This is a genomic window from Pseudomonas sp. Irchel 3A7 (genome assembly GCF_900187565.1).
In the GTDB taxonomy this organism is placed as follows: Bacteria; Pseudomonadota; Gammaproteobacteria; order Pseudomonadales; family Pseudomonadaceae; genus Aquipseudomonas.
In genome coordinates this window covers 269,851-289,956 of sequence record NZ_FYED01000005.1, presented here as the reverse complement: position 1 = coordinate 289,956, position 20,106 = coordinate 269,851, and the positions used below count along the sequence as shown (strand labels likewise).

At 57.5% G+C, this 20,106-nt stretch carries 17 protein-coding genes; 5 read left to right on the top strand and 12 right to left on the bottom strand.

The features are described from left to right. The first annotated feature begins 51 nt into the window (after positions 1 to 51). From CKW21_RS10785 to CKW21_RS10775, 3 genes are all read left to right on the top strand, one after another. Complete coding sequence (locus CKW21_RS10785) at positions 52 to 261, top strand: hypothetical protein (RefSeq protein ID WP_095193951.1); 210 nt, start codon at positions 52 to 54, stop codon at positions 259 to 261. A gap of 775 nt (positions 262 to 1,036) precedes the next feature. Continuing rightward, entirely contained in the window at positions 1,037 to 1,279 is a 243-nt protein-coding gene (locus CKW21_RS10780) for a hypothetical protein (protein WP_095194071.1), read from the top strand. After that, positions 1,276 to 2,865: a relaxase/mobilization nuclease domain-containing protein gene (locus CKW21_RS10775; RefSeq protein ID WP_095193950.1), complete on the top strand. Its 1,590-nt coding sequence runs from the start codon at positions 1,276 to 1,278 to the stop codon at positions 2,863 to 2,865. The genes CKW21_RS10780 and CKW21_RS10775 overlap by 4 nt, the downstream gene beginning before the upstream one ends. 129 nt (positions 2,866 to 2,994) lie before the next feature. Here CKW21_RS10775 and CKW21_RS30670 read toward each other — a convergent pair whose 3' ends face one another. The 3 genes from CKW21_RS30670 to CKW21_RS10765 all read right to left on the bottom strand — a co-directional run bounded on the left by CKW21_RS30670 (position 2,995) and on the right by CKW21_RS10765 (position 5,068). Then, the gene (locus CKW21_RS30670; protein WP_141232939.1) at positions 2,995 to 3,573 is read right to left on the bottom strand and encodes a transcriptional regulator; all 579 of its coding nucleotides are present in this window, start codon (positions 3,571 to 3,573) and stop codon (positions 2,995 to 2,997) included. 181 nt (positions 3,574 to 3,754) lie between these two features. Then, positions 3,755 to 4,396 carry a hypothetical protein gene (locus CKW21_RS10770; RefSeq protein WP_095193949.1) on the bottom strand — a complete coding sequence of 214 codons (642 nt, stop codon included), beginning with the start codon at positions 4,394 to 4,396 and terminating at the stop codon, positions 3,755 to 3,757. Between the two features lie 93 nt (positions 4,397 to 4,489). Further along, positions 4,490 to 5,068 (bottom strand): hypothetical protein, encoded by a 579-nt coding sequence (locus CKW21_RS10765; RefSeq protein ID WP_095193948.1) that lies wholly within the window; start codon positions 5,066 to 5,068, stop codon positions 4,490 to 4,492. A gap of 443 nt (positions 5,069 to 5,511) precedes the next feature. Between CKW21_RS10765 and CKW21_RS10760 the strand changes: the two genes are divergently transcribed. Both CKW21_RS10760 and CKW21_RS10755 read left to right on the top strand, forming a co-directional pair. Next, on the top strand, positions 5,512 to 7,101 hold the full coding sequence (locus tag CKW21_RS10760) for a peptide chain release factor 3 (RefSeq protein WP_095193947.1): 1,590 nt from the start codon (positions 5,512 to 5,514) through the stop codon (positions 7,099 to 7,101). A gap of 303 nt (positions 7,102 to 7,404) precedes the next feature. Then, positions 7,405 to 7,656 carry a hypothetical protein gene (locus CKW21_RS10755; protein ID WP_095193946.1) on the top strand — a complete coding sequence of 84 codons (252 nt, stop codon included), beginning with the start codon at positions 7,405 to 7,407 and terminating at the stop codon, positions 7,654 to 7,656. 183 nt (positions 7,657 to 7,839) lie between these two features. Here CKW21_RS10755 and CKW21_RS10750 read toward each other — a convergent pair whose 3' ends face one another. The 9 genes from CKW21_RS10750 to CKW21_RS10710 form a co-directional block, all read right to left on the bottom strand. Continuing rightward, complete coding sequence (locus CKW21_RS10750; RefSeq protein ID WP_075947653.1) at positions 7,840 to 8,820, bottom strand: peptide ABC transporter ATP-binding protein; 981 nt, start codon at positions 8,818 to 8,820, stop codon at positions 7,840 to 7,842. Next, positions 8,820 to 9,788 carry an ABC transporter ATP-binding protein gene (locus tag CKW21_RS10745; RefSeq protein WP_095193945.1) on the bottom strand — a complete coding sequence of 323 codons (969 nt, stop codon included), beginning with the start codon at positions 9,786 to 9,788 and terminating at the stop codon, positions 8,820 to 8,822. The genes CKW21_RS10750 and CKW21_RS10745 overlap by 1 nt, the downstream gene beginning before the upstream one ends. Positions 9,789 to 9,798: 10 nt before the next feature. Then, positions 9,799 to 10,725 (bottom strand): ABC transporter permease subunit, encoded by a 927-nt coding sequence (locus CKW21_RS10740; RefSeq protein ID WP_095193944.1) that lies wholly within the window; start codon positions 10,723 to 10,725, stop codon positions 9,799 to 9,801. A gap of 11 nt (positions 10,726 to 10,736) precedes the next feature. After that, positions 10,737 to 11,747, bottom strand: coding sequence for an ABC transporter permease subunit (locus CKW21_RS10735; RefSeq protein ID WP_095193943.1), 1,011 nt, complete (start codon positions 11,745 to 11,747; stop codon positions 10,737 to 10,739). Between the two features lie 73 nt (positions 11,748 to 11,820). Next, positions 11,821 to 13,416, bottom strand: a complete 1,596-nt coding sequence (locus tag CKW21_RS10730; RefSeq protein ID WP_095193942.1) for an ABC transporter substrate-binding protein — start codon at positions 13,414 to 13,416, stop codon at positions 11,821 to 11,823. A gap of 80 nt (positions 13,417 to 13,496) precedes the next feature. Beyond that, entirely contained in the window at positions 13,497 to 14,930 is a 1,434-nt protein-coding gene (locus CKW21_RS10725) for an OprD family porin (protein ID WP_095193941.1), read from the bottom strand. A 174-nt stretch (positions 14,931 to 15,104) separates the two neighbouring features. Next, positions 15,105 to 16,706, bottom strand: coding sequence for an ABC transporter substrate-binding protein (locus CKW21_RS10720; protein ID WP_095193940.1), 1,602 nt, complete (start codon positions 16,704 to 16,706; stop codon positions 15,105 to 15,107). 303 nt (positions 16,707 to 17,009) lie between these two features. Then, complete coding sequence (locus tag CKW21_RS10715) at positions 17,010 to 18,635, bottom strand: ABC transporter substrate-binding protein (RefSeq protein ID WP_095193939.1); 1,626 nt, start codon at positions 18,633 to 18,635, stop codon at positions 17,010 to 17,012. A gap of 515 nt (positions 18,636 to 19,150) precedes the next feature. After that, positions 19,151 to 19,867 (bottom strand): SIMPL domain-containing protein, encoded by a 717-nt coding sequence (locus tag CKW21_RS10710; RefSeq protein ID WP_095193938.1) that lies wholly within the window; start codon positions 19,865 to 19,867, stop codon positions 19,151 to 19,153. Between the last annotated feature and the right edge of the window lie 239 nt (positions 19,868 to 20,106).

Here is a 20,106-nt window from a genome sequence, read left to right as displayed (position 1 = left end):
AGGGGGCTCGTCGCTGGAATAAACCAGCCGCAAGCGAAAAGGAGCTAAACCATGAACACCAAATCCACCACATCTGAATCCAGAAAACCCGGCTTCGTTGCGAAGGTGCGCAAAGGCACAGGCGAGCAAACCGTGTACGAACGCATCGGTGTCGCCTGGAAAAATGCCGATGGTTCTTTCTTCATAAAATTAGCCGGTACGCAGGTCGTCTCCGACTTCATGCTTTACGAGATTGAAAGCACCGACCAATCAGGCGAATAGAATCGCTGATCGAAAACACAAAAGGCGGGCCGCAAGGCTCGTCTTTTTTTCAATCCGTATCAGTCGTCTTAGGTCCGTTTCGATCCCGGCACAAGCAATCCGTACAAGTACATTGCTGCCTGCCTTGAGCCGGGACTTATTTGTATCCATGCACATTCAGCCGTGCTATGGACGACCAGCAAAACATTTCTTGAAAAGGAGAGACCGATTTATCGGTCGGCTTTTTTTAGAAAATATTCATATCCCCAGCCATACACTGGACGTAAGGGCCAGCTTGCGAACGAAGTGAGCACAAGGTGTGCGTGGTAGTACCACGCCCACCTTGCGTGGGGACTTCCAGTCCCCCGCGATCCCCCCTGGGAATCCCTAAGCGCAAATATTCTAGGGAATATTTTTGCTAAGGGATTACAGCGCAACGGTTCGTCGTTGCATCACGATCAGAGGAGACTTCGGCTCTCCTCTGCACTCCATCGAGCAAAGGGCACTTCGTAGCCCCTTGCGACCCTCGATCAGGACTTTCGCGTCCTGATACCACGACCGGGAGTTCGGCCCGGTGCCGACCAAAAGGAGATGTCAGCTCTCCCTTTGGAATCCCATCGACCAGTAGCGCGATGCTGACAGCTGAGTGGAAGCCGAGAGGAGGCAGCATTTGTAGAGCGGATATGTTGATGGCATGACCAGACGAACGAAAAAAAGAGCAGCCCCTTTCTCCGTCCGCCCGCCCGAGCGGAAGCGTGAGGCGTTTCTCTCGCTTTGGAAAAAATCTGGGAAGTCCATGAATGCCTTTATCATGTCTGCGGTGCTCGGTCAGGACGAACCGCGCTCCAGACCATTGTCATCCCTGGATCAAAAGATGGTGGCCATGCTGCTGTCGCAGGCAGCCCGCATAAACGACCGGCTGGAGCAGGCCTGCGGTTCATCCGCTGATGGCAGCCACGGTCTGCTGCTTCAGGAATGCCGGGATGAGCTCGCGGAAATCAGGAGCTATCTCATGCTGGCTCTGGGGAGGGAACCATGATCCCTTTCTCCTCGCAGCGCGGCAGTGGCCAAGACCTCGCAACTCACCTGATGAACGCCTACGACAATGAGCTGGCGGAGGTGGCCGATCTGCGAGGAGCCATTGCCGGTGATCTGCATGGTGCCTTTAAGGAATGGCAAGTGCAGGCCGAAATACTGACCCGGTGCCAGAAGTATCTCTACAGCATGTCGATCAACCCTGATCCCGCGCAGGGGCCACTGACCCGCGATCAGTACATGGACTATATCCGCCGCACGGAAGAAGTCCTGGGCCTCGGCAATCAGCCCCGTGCCGTGGTATTCCATATCAAGGATGGCCGTGAGCATTGTCATGTGGTCTGGTCACGGATCGATGCTGACAACCAGAAGGCCGTCCATCTGGCCTTCGACCGGGACAAACTGATGCGGGTGACGCGGGCTTTCGCGCGCGATCACGGTCTGACACTTCCTGCCGGATACGAAAAATCCCGCAACGCCGGTCAGCTCTCCCTCTATGAGCGGGCGCAGTTGCAGCAAACGGGGCTGTCCACGGACGACCACAAGCGGCAGGTCACCGAGGCCTGGCAGCAGAGCGACGGTGCGCGCTCGTTCGTCCAGGCTTTGAGTGAGCGCGGCTACATTTTGGCAACGGGCAACCGCCCTTATGTGCTGGTCGATCTCTATGGCAACGTGAATGCACTGCCCCGGCTGATCGACGATAAATCCATCCGCACGAAGGATATTCGCGCCTTCCTGGAGAAGGAGTTTCCGCCCGAGTCATTGCCGTCCGTTGAGGAGGCGCAAAAGCTCGTGGCCGCCCACCGGAAGTTGGTCGAACACTCGATCCGCGAAGAAGATTACGCCGATAAACTCGCCGAGCTTAAAGATGCACAGAGGGAGCGACGGCATGTACTGGAGCAGCAGCGTGAAGCACTTAAACACCGGCAGCATTGCCTGCGTTTGGCGCAGCATGCAAAACATCGGGCAGAGCGGGACAGGCTGCGCAGGGATCATCTGACGCTCATGCGAAAGGTGCGCCTGGAGCGGTATCAGAGCCGACCCACGGGCCTCGCCGAATTCTTAGGCAAGGTTAGTGGCGTGAATTTCCTGCGGCACAAACTCCACCATTATCAGGACGCTAAGCGTATTCGTGCTTACTTCGATCAATACGCCCTGCTCAAATCACAGCAATCGCAGGAGGCCGGAACGCTGGCATTCCGGCTCAAGCTTCAGGCGCTTGGCCTCGACCGCCAGTGTGCATCGCTGGAAAAGGTCGATAAACGGGAGCTTGCGGCTTTCATGCGCGACCAGCAGCAGATGCAACGCATCCGAGCGCGCGGCAAGGACGGCGTGATGCCGTCACTGAATCAGCTGACGGGTCGTAAGCGCGCTCCGGGCAGGGGCGCATCTCCTGATGTCATGGCTGCGTTTGAGAAGGCTCAAGCGCCGCGCAGCTTGTTTCCTGACGTGATGGCAGCGTTTGATCGCGCCACTGCCATGTTGCGCAAAGGGAAGAGGGAGCAACGGGAAGGTGACGGGCTGGATAAGCCCAGACCGATGACGCCGCTACGTCACCGTAAGGGTGACGAGCATGATCGAGAGAGGTAATGCCTGTTTTTTTTGTTTATCCACTGTGTGTCGGCTGCACGCCCTAACGTTTGGTTATGGGGGCGGACTATAGCCCGTCCCAACGCGCGATTTTGACTAGGTGTTATGCATTTGCTGTGACGGTAATGGTTAGCCTTTATTTTTTGGTACCAACCCTAGAAACCCAACATTCTCCGGTGGAGGATTTTCGTTTGTGTAGTACCAGCGAGAATCCGGAACCCAACTTCTAGGCTCTAAACGTTCTTTACATACCCATTCTGGCCGATAATATAGGCGAAGAACAATACACACTATTGCATTTACTAACCTGAACCGAGGAGTGTCTACGGGGTAATTTCCTCCTTCAGGTAGAGGGGACTGCAAGCTAGTGCAAAGCCCTTTGATTTTTTCGTTTTCAAATGAAAGCCCGTGCTTAGCATGCGCAAATTCATTGCGGATTTTTCTGATTATCCCAATTTCCTGATACTCGAATTTATCTATTAACGCCAAACTGTAGCAAGCATCTATTCTTGAAGAGAACGTTCCTAGCGGTGCGTTTGGAGCGGAGAGCAATTTCTCTGCCGACTTCCCTTTAACAAAAAACGATTTCAATGTATTTAGGAGTTTTTCGTCTATCAGTGCTGCACCAACAAGTGGTAAACCTCTATCGGTTTCGCTTTGAAGTTCTTTTATAAAAAAAGCTAAGTCTTCCGCATGTTCTAATAGCACTAAACTCTCCTTGCACCATAACTACTATTAGACATTTCTGTCGCGTTTAGACAAGACAGTAATGTCTTATAAGGGTTTCTTGTCGCCCTGCCAACACCTTCTAGCAAGGATCATGTTTCGCACGTCTGTCGCTACCAATTCGCCACTGATAGGCATTTGTAAATGGGTTGGTAGCCATCGCTTACGACCATCCGTCATCATGAATATCCGCATCTCTGTGGCGTTTCCTGGCGGGAATGAATTCATCTCCACGATTGTTAAGAAATGCACCGAATAGCCGGATCTTCGAATGCCTTGGTGCTTTGCGACCGAACATGGAGTTTGATTGTGTGCTGAGCTCCCAACGCCCATTGATGATTTCGGCTTGCTCATCGGACGATCGGCTGCTCCACTCACCTAGACATGCGGAGCAGAGCTCCAATGAGATTTCAGCCAGCCATGCTTTAGCCGATATGGCCGATAGCGCATCAAGCGCGAACTGGGTATTGAACCCCGGCGAATTTTGTAGGGCCCAGCTACAAAGGCGCGGAAGAAGCTTGTTCATAAGATAGCGATTGCTTTCCAGCCCTACGGACGGAGACGTAAAGTAGCTCCCCCTGTACCCATTCGGCGAATTAAAGAATGCGTCAAATAGGTCTTCGGAAACGCGAACGCAAAAAATCGGCCTGGCATATCTGGAATCATCATCACAAGCCTGAAGGTGGTAGCAAAGGGGCAACATCTCTCGTTCAATCTGGTCTGCCACAGCCGCAAACGAGCTGACAGAGAAAAGTTTCTCTTGTCTCGCATCTTCGACGGAGTTAGAAAATCTCCACTGTGTCATCGTGCGACGCGCCTCCATGCAATGGCTAACTACTAAGCTAAGGGGCTGCGGCACGCGATCTCAACGAATGAAATGAGCGGCTTCAGCGCATAGTTATCTACCAACTGCAAGATCTTCCAGATAAGAAGCAATTGCAATAGATGATTCTATGTAGTTTGCGACTGCTGCTTTAGTGAACTCTGCTTCTGGCACATGCACAGCTTCGTTCCTTAACGTTCGAAGCTGCTCGAATATCGCCAGTTGACGAGTATTAAGAATTCCGCCTTTTTGTAAATTGTCACGTAGCCGCAATGGCCCAGGGTACGGCGTTGAAGTGCCTAGATTCTTTTGACGTATAACGTCAGCGGCAGCTGCTTCTACTTGTAGCCACGCCTCAAGTATAGCGGCTCTAGGCGCCAACTCAGCAATGGCATCGAGCCGTAATTTTATTTCGTTTTTCGATTTTCCTGCTATTTTTGTATCGTCCTGTGTAGCAGGAACTACTTCCTTAATCTCGTTGGCTATTGCTTCGGTAGCTGCGCCGAATTCTACTTCAATATCTTTGTACTTGAATCTGCGCAGCGATCTCGCGATTGCGGGAAGCTCTTTGCGTATTAAAAGGATAAAGGCAATTACAGTAGCTGGCCATGCAAGGGATTCTATAGCTTTGCTGATAAAAGTTAAGCAATCCACGGAGCCTCCTTGGCTTCTAACTACTATAGGATGACATTGCTGCCATGTTTAGACGAGATGTCGTATAACGTTCCTTGTCGCTCTGCAAGCCCTTATCTCCTGTGGGGGTAGTCGCAGTAAACGCGACATGGGTTTTGGCAAGCGCAATAGCGATAAAGGCACAGTGCTACACGTCTAACCCTACCTATTTGCAATTGGCCTGTCCATCGGCTGCTTAGGGGCCTTCCGTATGATTGAAGCGGGGGGATAGGGCTTCCGGAGAACGGCATGCTTTGGGGGCAGGGCCTACTGATCCTGTGCTCAGCGGTGGGGATGCCATCGTACCGGGCACTCCTGGCCGCCATTTGTTACAATGCGCGGTTCTCTGTGTTGGCCTTTGCAATCGGCCAAAGGTACTTTTTTAACTGTGTACATATCAGCGTACACAATCGAGATTTTAAGCGATGTCCGATAGTAAAATTGTCAATGAAGTCAACGCCAGACGCACGTTTGCCATCATTTCCCACCCCGATGCCGGTAAAACCACCATCACCGAAAAGCTCTTGCTGATGGGCAAGGCGATTGCGGTGGCCGGCACGGTGAAATCCCGTAAATCCGACCGCCATGCCACGTCCGACTGGATGGAAATGGAAAAGCAGCGGGGTATCTCGATTACCACGTCGGTCATGCAGTTCCCGTATCGCGAGCACATGATCAACCTGCTCGACACCCCGGGCCACGAAGACTTCTCCGAAGACACCTATCGCACCCTGACTGCGGTGGACTCGGCGCTGATGGTGCTCGACGGCGGTAAGGGCGTAGAGCCACGGACCATTGCGCTGATGGACGTCTGCCGTTTGCGTGACACGCCAATCGTCAGCTTCATCAACAAACTCGACCGTGACATCCGCGACCCGATCGAACTGCTCGACGAAATCGAGGCAGTCCTCAAGATCAAGGCTGCGCCGATCACCTGGCCGATCGGTTGCTACCGCGATTTCAAAGGTGTGTACCACCTCGCCGACGACTACATCATTGTCTACACCACCGGTCATGGTCACGAGCGCACCGAAACCAAGATCATCGAGAAGCTTGATTCCGACGAAGCCCGCGCGCATCTGGGCGACGAGTACGAGCGCTTCATCGAGCAGCTGGAACTGGTGCAGGGTGCCTGCCACGAGTTCAACCAGCAGGAGTTCCTCGACGGTCAGCTGACTCCAGTGTTCTTCGGTACCGCGCTGGGCAACTTCGGTGTCGATCACGTCCTCGACGCCGTGGTGGACTGGGCGCCGCGCCCGCTGGCGCGTGTAGCCAACGAGCGCACCGTGGAGCCGGTGGAAGAGAAGTTCTCGGGCTTCATCTTCAAGATCCAGGCGAACATGGACCCGAAACACCGCGACCGTATCGCCTTCATGCGTATCTGCTCCGGCAAGTACGAAAAAGGCATGAAGATGCGTCACGTGCGCACCGGCAAGGACGTGCGTATCGGCGACGCCCTGACGTTCTTCTCCTCCGAGCGTGAGCAACTGGAAGAGGCCTACGCGGGTGATATCATCGGCCTGCACAACCACGGCACGATCCAGATCGGCGACACCTTCAGCGAAGGCGAAGTCCTGGGCTTCACCGGCATCCCGCACTTTGCCCCGGAACTGTTCCGCCGCGTACGCCTGCGCGATCCGCTGAAGTCCAAGCAGCTGCGCCAGGGCCTGCAACAGCTGGCCGAAGAAGGCGCGACCCAGGTGTTCTTCCCCGAGCGCAGCAACGACATCATCCTCGGCGCCGTGGGTGTTCTGCAGTTCGATGTGGTCGCCAGCCGCCTGAAAGAGGAATACAAGGTCGAATGCTCCTACGAGCCGATCACCGTTTATTCCGCGCGTTGGGTTGAATGCAGCGACAAGAAGAAACTCGAGGAATTCTCCAACAAGGCCGTGGAAAACCTGGCACTGGACGGCGGCGGTCACCTGACCTACCTCGCCCCGACCCGGGTCAACCTGGCATTGATGGAAGAGCGCTGGCCGGACGTGAAATTCCGTGCGACGCGTGAGCATCACTAAGCGCTGAACTGAAACACCAAAACCCCGTTGCGAAAGCTGCGGGGTTTTTTATTGCCAACTCGATCTCGAACTGTGGGAGCGAGCCTGCTCGCGAATGCGGTGACGAATGGCAGGGTGAAGACAGTTGCTCCCACAAAGGATCATTGGTGTTAGTGGAATTGGGCATAACCCTTATTCAAAACCAATCTCTATATCGACGGCATTTCCATCGGTTCGTTAGCGTCCTATCTGGAGAACCGTGCTGATCGGAACTAGATTAAATTCAGCGCCAGACAGGCACTTCGAGACAGGAAGGATTCGGCTATGAACAGGTTGCTGCGTGTGTTGTTGATGTTGAAGGTGATGGTGATGCTGGCTCTCGGCAGTGCGACAGTCTGGGCCGAGTGCAAAGATCACGAGACGCAGGCGTCGAGCGGTCAGGTGGGGCACGGTGAACTGATGATCGCCGCGTCCGAATCGGAACCGGGCGACAAGGGGCAGGGCGGTAGTGCGGGTGATGACGACTCGACCACCGATGAGCCGGACTCCGATGAGGAAGGTGATAGCCAGACGTAAGTTGCGGGCAAAATAAAACCCCTTCGCTGCCGATTGGTACGCAATCGAAATAGAAGGGGTTGGGAGAAGGCAAAATCCCTGTGGGAGCGAGCCTGCTCGCGAAAGCGGTCTGTCAGTCGACAATGATGTGACTGACATGACGCCTTCGCGAGCAGGCTCGCTCCCACATTTTTAGCCCATTTTTTATGCCGCGCCGTGCACGAACTGCTCGGCGTAGTGGCAAGCCACCTGGCGGCTGTCGAGCAGGCGCAGGGCCGGCTCTTCGGTGCTGCAACGCTCGGTGGCGTACGGGCAGCGCTTGTGGAAGGCGCAGCCGGGCGGCGGGTTCAGCGGGTTGGGCAGTTCGCCGACGATCTTGATTTTCGGCTTGTCCGGATCCGGGTGGATGGTCGGTGTCGCCGACAACAGCGCCTGGGTGTACGGGTGCAGAGGACGGGTGTAGATGTCTTCTTTCGGACCCATTTCCACCGGACGGCCGAGGTACATCACCATCACGTGATCGGCGACGTGACGCACCACCGCCAGGTTGTGGGAGATGAACACGTAGGCGGTGTTGAATTCCTGCTGCAAGTCCATGAACAGGTTCAGCACCTGGGCCTGGATCGACACGTCCAGCGCGGAAGTCGGTTCGTCCGCCACCAGCACCTTCGGTTGCAGCATCATGGCGCGGGCCAAGGCGATCCGCTGGCGCTGACCGCCGGAGAACATGTGCGGATAACGCTGGTAGTGCTCGGGACGCAAGCCCACCTGCTTCATCATTGCCTGGACTTTCTCCCGGCGTTCGGTGGCGGACAGGTTGGTGTTGATCAACAGAGGCTCGGCCAGTTGATCACCGATTTTCTGCCGTGGGTTCAGCGACGCGTAAGGGCTCTGGAACACCATCTGCACGTCTTTGCGCAGTTGCTTGCGCTGGGCCTTGTCGGCGCCGGCCACTTCCTGGCCGGCGATTTTCAGGGAGCCCGAGGACGGCTCTTCGATCAGGGTCAGAGCGCGGGCCAGGGTGGATTTACCGCAACCCGACTCACCTACAACGGCGAGGGTCTTGCCGGCTTCCAGCTCGAAGGACACGCCGTTGAGGGCGCGCACAGTCGCGTGGCCCTTGAACATGCCACGGGACACTTCGTAGTGACGGGTCAGGTCGCGGGCGGTAAGTACGACGGCCATTACGCCACCTCCTGGTTCAGCGGGTAGAAGCAGCGGGCGAGGCTGTTGCTTTTCGGGTCAAGGGCCGGACGTTGCGCGCGGCAGTTGTCCTGCACATATGGGCAGCGCGGCGACAGCAGGCAACCCTGCGGACGGTCGTAACGGCCGGGGACGATACCCGGCAGGGTCGACAGGCGAGAGGCGCCCAGGCTGTGTTCCGGAATCGCCTTGAGCAGCGCTTCGCTGTACGGGTGCGCCGGTATATCGAACAGTTGCGGCACCTGGCCGACTTCGACGGCTTGACCGGCGTACATCACGCACACGCGCTGGGCGGTTTCAGCCACGACCGCGAGGTCGTGGGTGATCAGCACCAGGCCCATGTTCTGCTCTTTCTGCAATGCCAGCAGCAGGTCCATGATCTGCGCCTGAATCGTTACGTCCAGGGCGGTGGTCGGTTCGTCGGCGATCAGCAGTTTCGGCTCGCCGGCAATCGCCATGGCGATCGCGACACGCTGGCTCATGCCGCCGGACAGTTGATGCGGGTAGGCGTCCATGCGGCTGGCCGCGCCCGGGATTTCAACTTTTTCCAGCAGTTCGATGGCGCGTTTGCGCGCGGCCTTGCCGGACATTTTCAGGTGCAGGCGCAGCACTTCTTCGATCTGGAACCCGACGGTGTAGCTCGGGTTCAACGCGGTCATCGGGTCCTGGAAGACCATGGCCAGGTCTTTGCCGACGATCTGCCGACGCTGGCGGTTATTGAGCTTGAGCATGTTCTGGCCGTCGAAGCTCAGGGAATCGGCGGTGACGATCCCCGGGTGCTCGATCAGGCCCATCAACGCCATCATGGTCACGGACTTGCCGGAACCGGACTCGCCAACGATGGCCAGTACTTCGCCCTTGTCCACCTTCAGGTCGAGGCCGTCGACTACCGGTGTGGCGTTCTTGTCGCCGAAGCGAACGTTGAGATTCTTGATTTCTAGCAGTGACATGGGAATCTCCTCAGGCGGCGTTCTTGAGTTTCGGGTCCAGCGCATCGCGCAGGCCGTCGCCCATCAAGTTGATTGCCAGCACGCTGAGCAAAATGGTCAAACCAGGCAGACTGACTACCCACCAGGCGCGTTCGATGTAGTCGCGGGCCGAGGCCAGCATGGTGCCCCACTCAGGGGTTGGCGGTTGTACGCCAAGGCCGAGGAAGCCCAGGGCGGCGGCATCGAGAATCGCCGAGGAGAAGCTCAGGGTGGCCTGAACGATCAGCGGTGCCATGCAGTTGGGCAACACGGTCACGAACATCAGGCGTGGCAGGCCGGCACCGGCCAGGCGCGCGGCGGTCACGTAGTCGCGGTTCAGTTCGCCCATCACCGCGGCGCGGGTCAGACGAACGTAGGACGGCAGGGACACCACGGCGATGGCGATCACGGTGTTGATCAGGCCTGGGCCGAGGATGGCGACGATCGCCACGGCCAGCAGCAGCGAAGGCAGGGCCAGCATGATGTCCATCAGGCGCATGATGGTCGGGCCGATCATTTTCGGGAAGAAGCCGGCGAACAGACCCAGCAGGATGCCGGGGATCAGCGACATCACCACCGACGACAAGCCGATCAGCAGCGACAGGCGCGAACCCTGGATCAGACGCGACAGCAGGTCGCGACCCAGTTCATCGGTACCCAGCAGGAACTGGATCTGCCCACCTTCGAGCCAGGCTGGCGGGGTCAGCAGGAAGTCGCGGTACTGCTCGCTCGGGTCATGCGGGGCGACCCACGGCGCGAAGATCGCGCAGAAAATCACCAGCAGCATGAACATCAGGCCGGCAACGGCGCCCTTGTTCCGGGAGAAGGCGTGCCAGAATTCTTTGTACGGCGACGGGTACAGCAGGCTTTGATCCACAACGGAGGTGGCGGCGGCTACTGAGGAAGTTGGAGTGCTCATGGGTATTGACCTCAGCGCTGATGACGGATGCGTGGGTTGGCAAAGCCGTAGAGGATGTCCACTACGAAGTTGACCAGAATCACCAGGCAGGCGATTAACAGGATGCCGTTTTGTACGACTGGATAGTCACGGGCGCCAATGGCTTCGATCAGCCATTTGCCGATGCCCGGCCAGGAGAAGATGGTCTCGGTCAGGACCGCACCGGCCAACAGGGTGCCGACTTGCAGGCCGACCACGGTCAGCACCGGAATCAGCGCGTTACGCAGACCGTGCACGAACACCACGCGCGACGGCGACAGGCCCTTGGCCTTGGCGGTACGGATGTAATCCTCGCGCAGCACTTCGAGCATCGACGAACGGGTCATCCGCGCGATCACCGCCAGCGGGATGGTGCCGAGCACGATGGCCGGCAGGATCAGGTGGTGCAGGGCATCGAGGAACGCGCCGACATCATCGGCCAGCAGCGTATCGATGAGCATGAAGCCGGTGCGTGGCTCGATGTCATACAGCAGGTCGATCCGCCCGGACACCGGGGTCCAGCCCAGGGACACCGAGAAGAACATGATCAGGATCAGGCCCCACCAGAAGATCGGCATCGAGTATCCCGCCAGGGAGACACCCATTACCCCATGGTCGAACAGGGATCCTCGCTTGAGTGCCGCGATCACCCCGGCCAGCAGGCCCAGGATACCGGCGAACAACAGGGCGGCCATGGACAGTTCCAGGGTCGCGGGGAATAGGGAGGTGAACTCGCTCCAGACGCTTTCACGGGTACGCAGGGATTCCCCCAGATCGCCGTGGGCCAGTTTCCCGATGTAATCCAGGTACTGGGCATACAAGGGTTTGTTCAGACCTAGGCGTTCCATTGCCTGAGCATGCATCTCGGGGTCGACCCGACGTTCGCCCATCATCACTTCCACGGGGTCGCCGGGGATCATGCGAATCAACGCGAAAGTCAGCAAGGTGATGCCGAAGAACGTGGGGATCAATAACCCCAGTCGGCGGGCAATAAAACTAAACATCGTGTGGTGTACCTCATCAGCCGGTTAGGCGTGCCCGGCATGCCTGGGGTCAGGAATGCCGGGAGTTTCTTATCTACTTCACCTGGGTGGTGGCGAAGTTATTTGTGGTGAGCGGGCTGATTTGGTAGCCCTCTACGTTGTTGCGCATTGCGGTGAACATTCTAGTGTGCGCCATGCTGATCCATGGCTGGTCCTGGTTAAAGATAACCTGAGCCTGTTCGTACAGTGCTGCACGTTCGGCCGGGTCGGTTTTTTCGCGGGCCTGGTCGATCAGGGCCTGGAACTTTTCATTGCACCAGCGTGCGTAGTTTTCGCCGTTCTTGGCCGCTTCGCAACTGAGCATAGGCGTCAGGAAGTTATCCGGGTCGCCGTTATCGCCCGCCCATCCGGCGGAAACCATATCGTGCTCGCCGTTTTTCGCGCGCTTGAGCATTTCGCCCCATTCCATCACGCGGATGTCGATCTTGATGCCGACCTTGGCCAGGTCGGCCTGCATCATCTGCGCGCCGAGCATCGGGTTGGGGTTGGTCGGGCCGCCACCGTTACGGGTGAACAGGGTGAAGGTGGTGCCTTCCGGTACGCCGGCTTCCTTGAGCAGGGCACGGGCCTTGTCCAGGTCGCGGGCCGGGTTCTTCAGCTGGTGGTTGTAGCCCAGCAGGGTGTCCGGGAACGGGTTGACGCCCACGGTCGCGTTGCCCTTGCCGAACAGCGCGTTGACGTAGGCTTCCTTGTCGAAGGCAATGTCGATGGCTTTGCGCACCCGCACGTCGCTCATGTACTTGTGCTGGGTGTTCATGGCGATGTACGAGACGGTCATCGCGTTCAGCTCGTCGACCTTCAGGTTCGAGTCTTTCTTGATGCTCGGAATGTCATCCGGTTTCGGGTACAGCGCGATCTGGCATTCGTTGGCTTTCAGCTTCTGCAGGCGCACGTTGTTGTCGGTGGCGATGGCCAGGATCAACGAGTCGGCCGGTGCCTTGCCACGGAAGTAGTCCGGGTTGGCCTTGAAGCGAACCTGGGCATCCTTGTTGTAGCGCTGGAAGACGAACGGACCGGTGCCGACCGGCTTGCTGTTCAGGTCGCCGGTCTTGTTGGCCTTGAGCAGCTGATCGGCGTACTCGGCTGAGTAGATCGAGGAGAAGGCCATGGCAATGTCGGCCAGGAACGGCGCTTCGCGGCGGGTCAGGGTGAATTTGACCGTGTTGTCGTCGACTTTTTCGACGCTTTTGAGCAGTTCCTTGAAGCCCATGCTTTCAAAGTACGGGAAGCCCACGCTCGACAGTTTGTGCCATGGATGGTTCGGGTCCAGCTGGCGCTGGAAGCTCCAGACCACGTCGTCGGCGTTCATGTCGCGGGTCGGCTTGAAGTATTCGGTGGTGTGGAACTTGACGCCTTTGCGCAGGAGGAACGTGTAGGTCAGGCCGTCCTCGCTGATGTCCCAGGACTCGGCCAGGGCCGGAATCACATCCGTGGTACCGGGCTTGAAGTCCGCCAGTCGATTGAAGATGGTTTCGGCCACCGCATCAGCGGTGACTGCAGTTGTGTACTGGACCATGTCGAAGCCTTCCGGACTGGCTTCGGTGCAGACCACCAGGGGTTTGGCCGATACGCCAACCGCGACACTCAACAACGCGGCTGCGATGGCCGCACGTAGGGGAAGCATTTTCATCAAGAACCCTCTGCAATCGGTTGAATGGACAAAAACCGCACGGCCGATTCGTCACTGAATCTGCCGTGCGGCCGGTGTATTTACAGAATGTTGAACGGGATGGTGGTTACCAGACGGAATTCGTTGATGCTGCCATCAGACTGGAATTCGCTGGCGCGGTGAGCGGTGTAGGTCGCGCGAACAGTGGTGGCCTTCAAAGGGCCGCTCTGAACGGCGTAGGTAGCACCGATACCATATTCGTAGTGGTGTTCGCCGTCCTGTTCCTGAACGCCGTCGTAGCCTTTGCCGGACACACCTTTGTTGCCGGTGTAGTGGGTACCGTCGATACCCCAGCCACGCGCCTGGTAGATGTTGAACTTCAGGCCTGGCACGCCGTATTCGGCCATGTTCAGACCGTAGGCGACCTGGAAGGATTTCTCGTTCGGGCCGTTGAAGTCCGACAGCAGGGAGTTGGCCAGGTAGATACCGTTGGTTTCGTGCAGGTAGTCGAAGTACTCGTTACCGTTCACTTCCTGGTACGAGAAGGTCAGGCTGTGGGCCTGGTGAGTCAGGCCGAACGACAGGGAGTAGGTGTCGTTATCGATGTCGCCGATCAGCGCCTTACCTTCTTCCTGGGTTTTGTAGTAGTTCAGGCCGGTGGTCAGGCTCAGCACCTGGCTGTCGCCCAGCACATGGGTGGCACCGAAGTAGTACTGGTTCCAGATGTCTTCGGCCTGGGTCGCCCAGAGGCTGGTGGTCAGGCTGGAGAATGGGGTGTAAGTGATGCCGCCGGTGTAGATGTGATCGGATTCTTCCCGGCCGTTGGCGTATTCGGTACGGAATTTCTGTTGGCTTTGTTCCATACGCGGGGAAACGCGGTCAAAGGTCGCGAAATCGAAGGTCAGGTTTTCCAGTTCGGCGACGTTCAGGCTCACACCCTGGAAGCTCGAAGGCAGTGCACGGTTGCCGATGGTGTCGACTTGCGGGCTGCTGTAGCTCTGGCGACCGGCCGTCAGGGTGGTGTTGGAGAAGCGCGCCTTGACGTTGGCCAGGCCCAGTTTGCTCCACTGCCCTACGGCATCCCCGCCTTTTTCGGTCAGGGTGCGGTTGTTACCTGAAAAAGGGCCAGTCTTGGGGGCGCCACCATTGCCGGCAGCCAGGTCCTCGCGGTCACGATCCAGCGCAATGGCGTTGTAGGCGGCGACTTCAGTGCTGAACCCGACAGGGCCTTCGGTGAAGCCCGAGTTGTACTTGAGGATAGTGCCCTGGACCCAGTTGATGCGGCGATCGGTATCGGCCAGTGTGCCGTGATCGTTGTATTTGAACTTGGCACCACGCTTGAGTTGCTCGTTTGCATACCAGTTACGGGTAGTGCCGCTGATCGACTGGCCTTCGACGAAGCCAGTGGCTTCACTTTGAGCACTTTTTTCTTTCACGGTAACCGGGGTGAACGCCTGGCTCTGGGTTTCAGCGTAAGCGGTGGCGGTTACGCTGCTGATGGCCAGGGCCAGTATCGCGGTGCTGCTCAGTTTCATGGGTGAAGCTCCTTACTTTCTATTATTAATGCCGTTCTTTTTTTGGTGATCCGGCTATTTGCTTTGGAACTCATTTCACGCATTGCAAACGTTTGCCTGGCACCGGATTGGCGAATTACGGCAATACGCTTGCATGAGGGCGCAATGCGCCCCCAGCGTTTTGGCTACACGGTTTTATTTATCGATGCTGACACCCGAGAACACGTTGCGACCGAACGGGCTGACCTTGAACCCTTCGATTTTGGCGCTCAACGGCTGGTTGACCGTCGAGTGGGCGACCGGCGTGATCGGTACCTGCTGCTTGAGGTACTGCTGCGCCTGTTTGTAGAGCACGGTGCGCTGGTCGCGATCGGTCACGACCTTGGCCTGCTTGATCAGCTTGTCGTAAGCCGGATCGCACCACATGGAGTAGTTGTTACCGCCAATGGCGTCGCAGCTGTAGAGCGTGCCGAGCCAGTTGTCCGGGTCACCGTTGTCACCGGTCCAGCCAATCAGGCTGATGTCATGTTCGCCGTTCTTGGTGCGCTTGATGTACTCGCCCCATTCGTAGCTGACGATCTTGACCTTGAGGCCGATCTTCGCCCAGTCGGCCTGGAGCATTTCGGCCATCAACTTGGCGTTGGGGTTGTACGGGCGCTGCACCGGCATGGCCCACAGGGTGATTTCGGTGCCTTCCTTCACGCCGGCGGCCTTGAGCAGTTCCTTGGCTTTTTCCGGGTTGTAGGCGGTGTCCTTGATCGTGTCATCGTAGGACCATTGAGTCGGCGGCATGGCGTTGACCGCCAGTTGACCGGCACCCTGGTACACGGCGTTGAGAATGCCTTGCTTGTTCACCGCCATGTCCAGCGCCTGACGCACTTCGAGCTGGTCGAAAGGCTTGTGACGCACGTTGTAGGCGATGTAGCCGAGGTTGAAACCGGGTTTTTCGATCAGTTGCAGTGCCGGGTCGTTCTTCAGCGCGGTCACGTCGGCAGGGCGCGGGTGCAGGGTGACCTGGCACTCATCGGCCTTGAGTTTCTGCACTCGCACCGAGGCGTCGGTGTTGATGGCGAAAATCAGGTTGTCGAGCTTCACGCGGCTCGGGTCCCAGTAGTGCTTGTTGCCGGTGTAACGGATGTTGGAATCTTTCTGGTAACTCTTGAACACGAACGGCCCGGTGCCGATCGGCTTCTGGTTGATATCGCTCGGCTTGCCCTCGGCCAGCAGCTTGTCGGCATACTCGGCGGAGAGAATGGCGGCGAAACTCATGGCGATGTTCTGGATGAACGCGGCATCCACGCTGTTGAGCGTCATGACCACGGTCAGCGGCCCGGTCTTCTCAACCTTGGCGATGTTCTTGTTCAGGCTCATGCCGTTGAAATACGGGAATTCGGTCGGGTAAGCCTTACGGAAGGGTTGTTGCGGATCGAGCATGCGATTGAACGTGAACAGCACGTCATCGGCGTTGAAATCGCGGGTCGGTGTGAAGTACTTGGTGGTATGAAACTTCACTCCAGGGCGCAGGTGAAAGGTGTACTTGAGGCCGTCCTCGGAAATATCCCAGTTCGTGGCCAGGCCTGGAACGACATTGGTCGCGCCTTTTTCAAACTCTGCCAGTCGGTTGTACAGCGGCTCGGCGGCATCGTTGTCGGTCGCGGTCGTGTACTGCGCGGTATCGAAACCGGCAGGACTGCCTTCGGAGCAAAACACCAGGCTGTTGTTGGCGGCCTGGCTCATGGACGTGGCGGCCAACAGGCCGGTGCCCAGCAATGCGGATAAAACCAAGGTATGGCGCATGACGCTCCCTCTTGTTCGAAGTTTTGGCAGTGAACCTTCGCCCGTGCGCAGGCGTGAAGGCTTCACTGGTTTCAAGCCATGAAAGTCAGCACAAAACCGATGACCCACGCGTGAGCTGGTCGGATCCCGACGGTATGAACCGTGGGTCCGGCAGTAAATGCGTAAAGTCCGAAAGACTCGTGGGAAAAGACGACGCGTCCTAGCGCTCTGCTGTAGTCAGCAGACGATCTGGATGTAGGCGATTTCCTGCTTTCTCGGTCGATAAAGCAACGGCGACGTCAAAAACGTCGCCGTTGCCAAACCTTACTTGCTGACGCTGACGCCGTAGAAGGAGTTCAAGCCAAACGGGCTGATCTTGAAGTCCTGCACATTGGCGCGCATGGGTTGGAACACCGTCGAGTGAGCGATAGGTGTCATTGGCACAGCATCTTTGAGGACGTGTTGCGCCTGCTTGTACAGTTCGGTGCGCTTGGCCTGATCGGTGGTGCGCTTGGCTTCCTTGACGATGCCGTCAAACTTCGGATCGCACCACTTGGAGAAGTTGTTGCCTTCCAGCGAGTCGCAACCGAACAGCACGTTCAGCCAGTTGTCCGGATCACCATTGTCGCCGCTCCAGCCAATCAGCATCCCCTGGTTTTCGCCACCTTTGGAGCGCTTGATGTACTCGCCCCACTCGTAGCTCTGGATCTTGACCTTCAGACCGACCTTGGCCCAGTCGGACTGCAGCATTTCTGCCATCAGCTTGGCGTTCGGGTTGTACGGACGCTGAACCGGCATCGCCCAGAGAACGATTTCGGTGCCTTCTTTCACGCCAGCTTCCTTGAGCAGCTCTTTGGCTTTCTCAGGGTTGTACGGCGCATCCTTGATGGTGGTGTCGTAGGACCACTGGGTCGGTGGCATGGCGTTGACGGCCAGTTGGCCGGCGCCCTGATACACGGAGTCGATGATCTGTTGCTTGTTGACGGCCATGTCCAGTGCCTGACGCACTTTCAGTTGGGACAACGGGTTCGGCTCGTTGCTGCCCTTGACCTTGTCCATCACGTTGTAGGCGATGTAGCCCAGGTTGAAACCGGCCTGCTCAGGCAGCTTCAACGTCTTGTCTTCGCGCAGGGCTTTCAGATCGGCTGGACGAGGGAACAGGGTGACCTGGCACTCGTTCTTCTTCAGCTTCTGGATGCGAACCGACGGGTCGGTGGTGATGGCGAAGATCAGGTTGTCGATCTTGACGTCGTCAGGCTTCCAGTAGTCCTTGTTCCCGGTGTAGCGGATGTTGGAGTCTTTCTGGTAGCTCTTGAATACGAAAGGACCAGTGCCGATGGGCTTCTGGTTGATGTCGGCGGCCTTGCCTTCCTTGAGCAGCTGGGCAGCGTACTCGGCGGACTGGATCGAGGCGAAGCTCATGGCCATGTTCTGAATGAACGCGGCATCTACGTCTTTGAGGGTGAACTTGACGGTGTTGTCGTCGACTTTATCGATCTTGGTGATGTTGGTGTCCATCCCCATGTCGGTGAAGTACGGGAATTCGGTCGGGTACGCTTTGCGGAACGGGTCATCCTTGTTAATCATGCGATTAAAGGTGAACAGCACGTCGTCGGCGTTGAAGTTACGCGTCGGCTTGAAGTACGGAGTGGTGTGGAACTTGACGCCTTCACGCAGGTGGAAGGTGTAAGTCAGGCCGTCGGTGGAGATGTCCCAGCTGGTCGCCAGGCCAGGAATAACGGCGGTGCCGCCGCGCTCGAACTGGGTCAGGCGGTTGAACATGGTTTCGGCAGAGGCGTCGAAGTCGGTTCCGGTGGTGTATTGACCTGGATCGAAACCGGCCGGGCTCCCTTCGGAGCAGAACACCAGGTTAGTCGCAGCTTGAGCGAACGGTGCGGCAGCCAACAAGCTGGCGCCGACTAAAAACGGAATGACCGCGTGTTTAAGCATGGTGGCCTCATGATTTGTTGTCATTTTTTAATTTTGAGGACGACCTCGTGAGTCGTGCCTGCGGATACTTATGCAGGGGCCATACCCAATGCAAGATCCAGAGCGGCTACAAGCCTTAAACGGTGGCACGAACGTACCTTAATGTCGCATTGGTATAAATTTTGACGCATTTGACCGTTTGCGCGGCATTTTTGTAGTGCATCTGACGCACGTTTATGGTGCGTGCAAGCGTTGGGTTGCCCGGGGGTGGGGCGGAGGTGTTACCTATTTATACCCCGGCCTGTGGGGCTGAATGGGAGTGGTTATTGTTGCACTGGATTGGATCAGTGAGCGTGGGTATCACCAGGTGCAACTATTCACCTGTAACAAAGATTGCTCGCGATGAACGGTGACGCGGTTCCCAGTCGAAGCCCGAGTAACGGCGATCGCGAGCAAGCTTTGTGCCTACTGGAATGTAGCGCAAAAAAAACGGCGATCACTTGGGTGATCGCCGTTTTTGTTCAGGGGTTATCGACTCAAGGCATCAGCACTTCAATCGCGCCATCGGCCGTCATGGTGACCTGGCTGGTGCCGGCTTCGACTTCCGGGGTCACCGGTGCGCCGTCCATGCTGGCGGCCTTCATCATCATCGGTGCACGCATGTACGGCTGCGGGAAGCCGCTGCTGTTGAGGTTCATGTTGACGATCTTGTAGCCCTTGCCACCCAGGGCATCGGTGGCAAGTTGGGCGCGAGCCTTGAAGGCGGTGACGGCTTCCTTGAGCAGGGTGTCTTCACTGGCCTTGCGGGTTGGCGTGGCGATCGCGAAGTCCATGCCGCCCATCTTCAGGTCGGTGAGCAGTTCGCCGGTCAGCTTCGACAGCGCGGCGAAATCCGTACTCTCCAGGCGCAGCTCGGAGCGTTCACGCCAGCCGGTGATTTTCTGGCCCTTGGCATCGTAGATCGGGTAGCTGTTGCGGCTGCCCTGGCGCAGGGTGATGTCCTTGACCTGCTTGGCCTGGGCCAGCGCCTTGTTCATGGTGGTGCTGACCTCGGCGGCGAGTTTGGCCGAGTCGGTGTTTTGTGCTTCGGTGTAGAGGGTCACGATCATCAGGTCGCGAGCCACTTCCTGGCTGACTTCGGCGCGCAGGGAAATCTGGTTGTAATGAAGTTCGTCGGCAGCCACGGCCGGGAGGCTGGCAAGGGTGCCAACACTCAGGGCGAGGAGGGCGGCGCTGCGGCGGAATGTGTGCATGAAAGCTCCTAAGGTGGTGCGCAGGGCATGGTCCGGACCTGCGTGAAACCATCAGACTCTAGCTTTAATGATCCGGTTCGCACAGTTACAACTTCTATACAGATGTATCACTGGTGGTGCAGGGCTTTCTGTGGCGAGGGAGCTTGCTCCCGTTGGACTGCAAAGCAGTCCCAAAACCTGCCACCGCAATTCATCAGGAAAAGCGCGTCAACCGGTTTGCGTCTGCTGCGCAGCCGAGC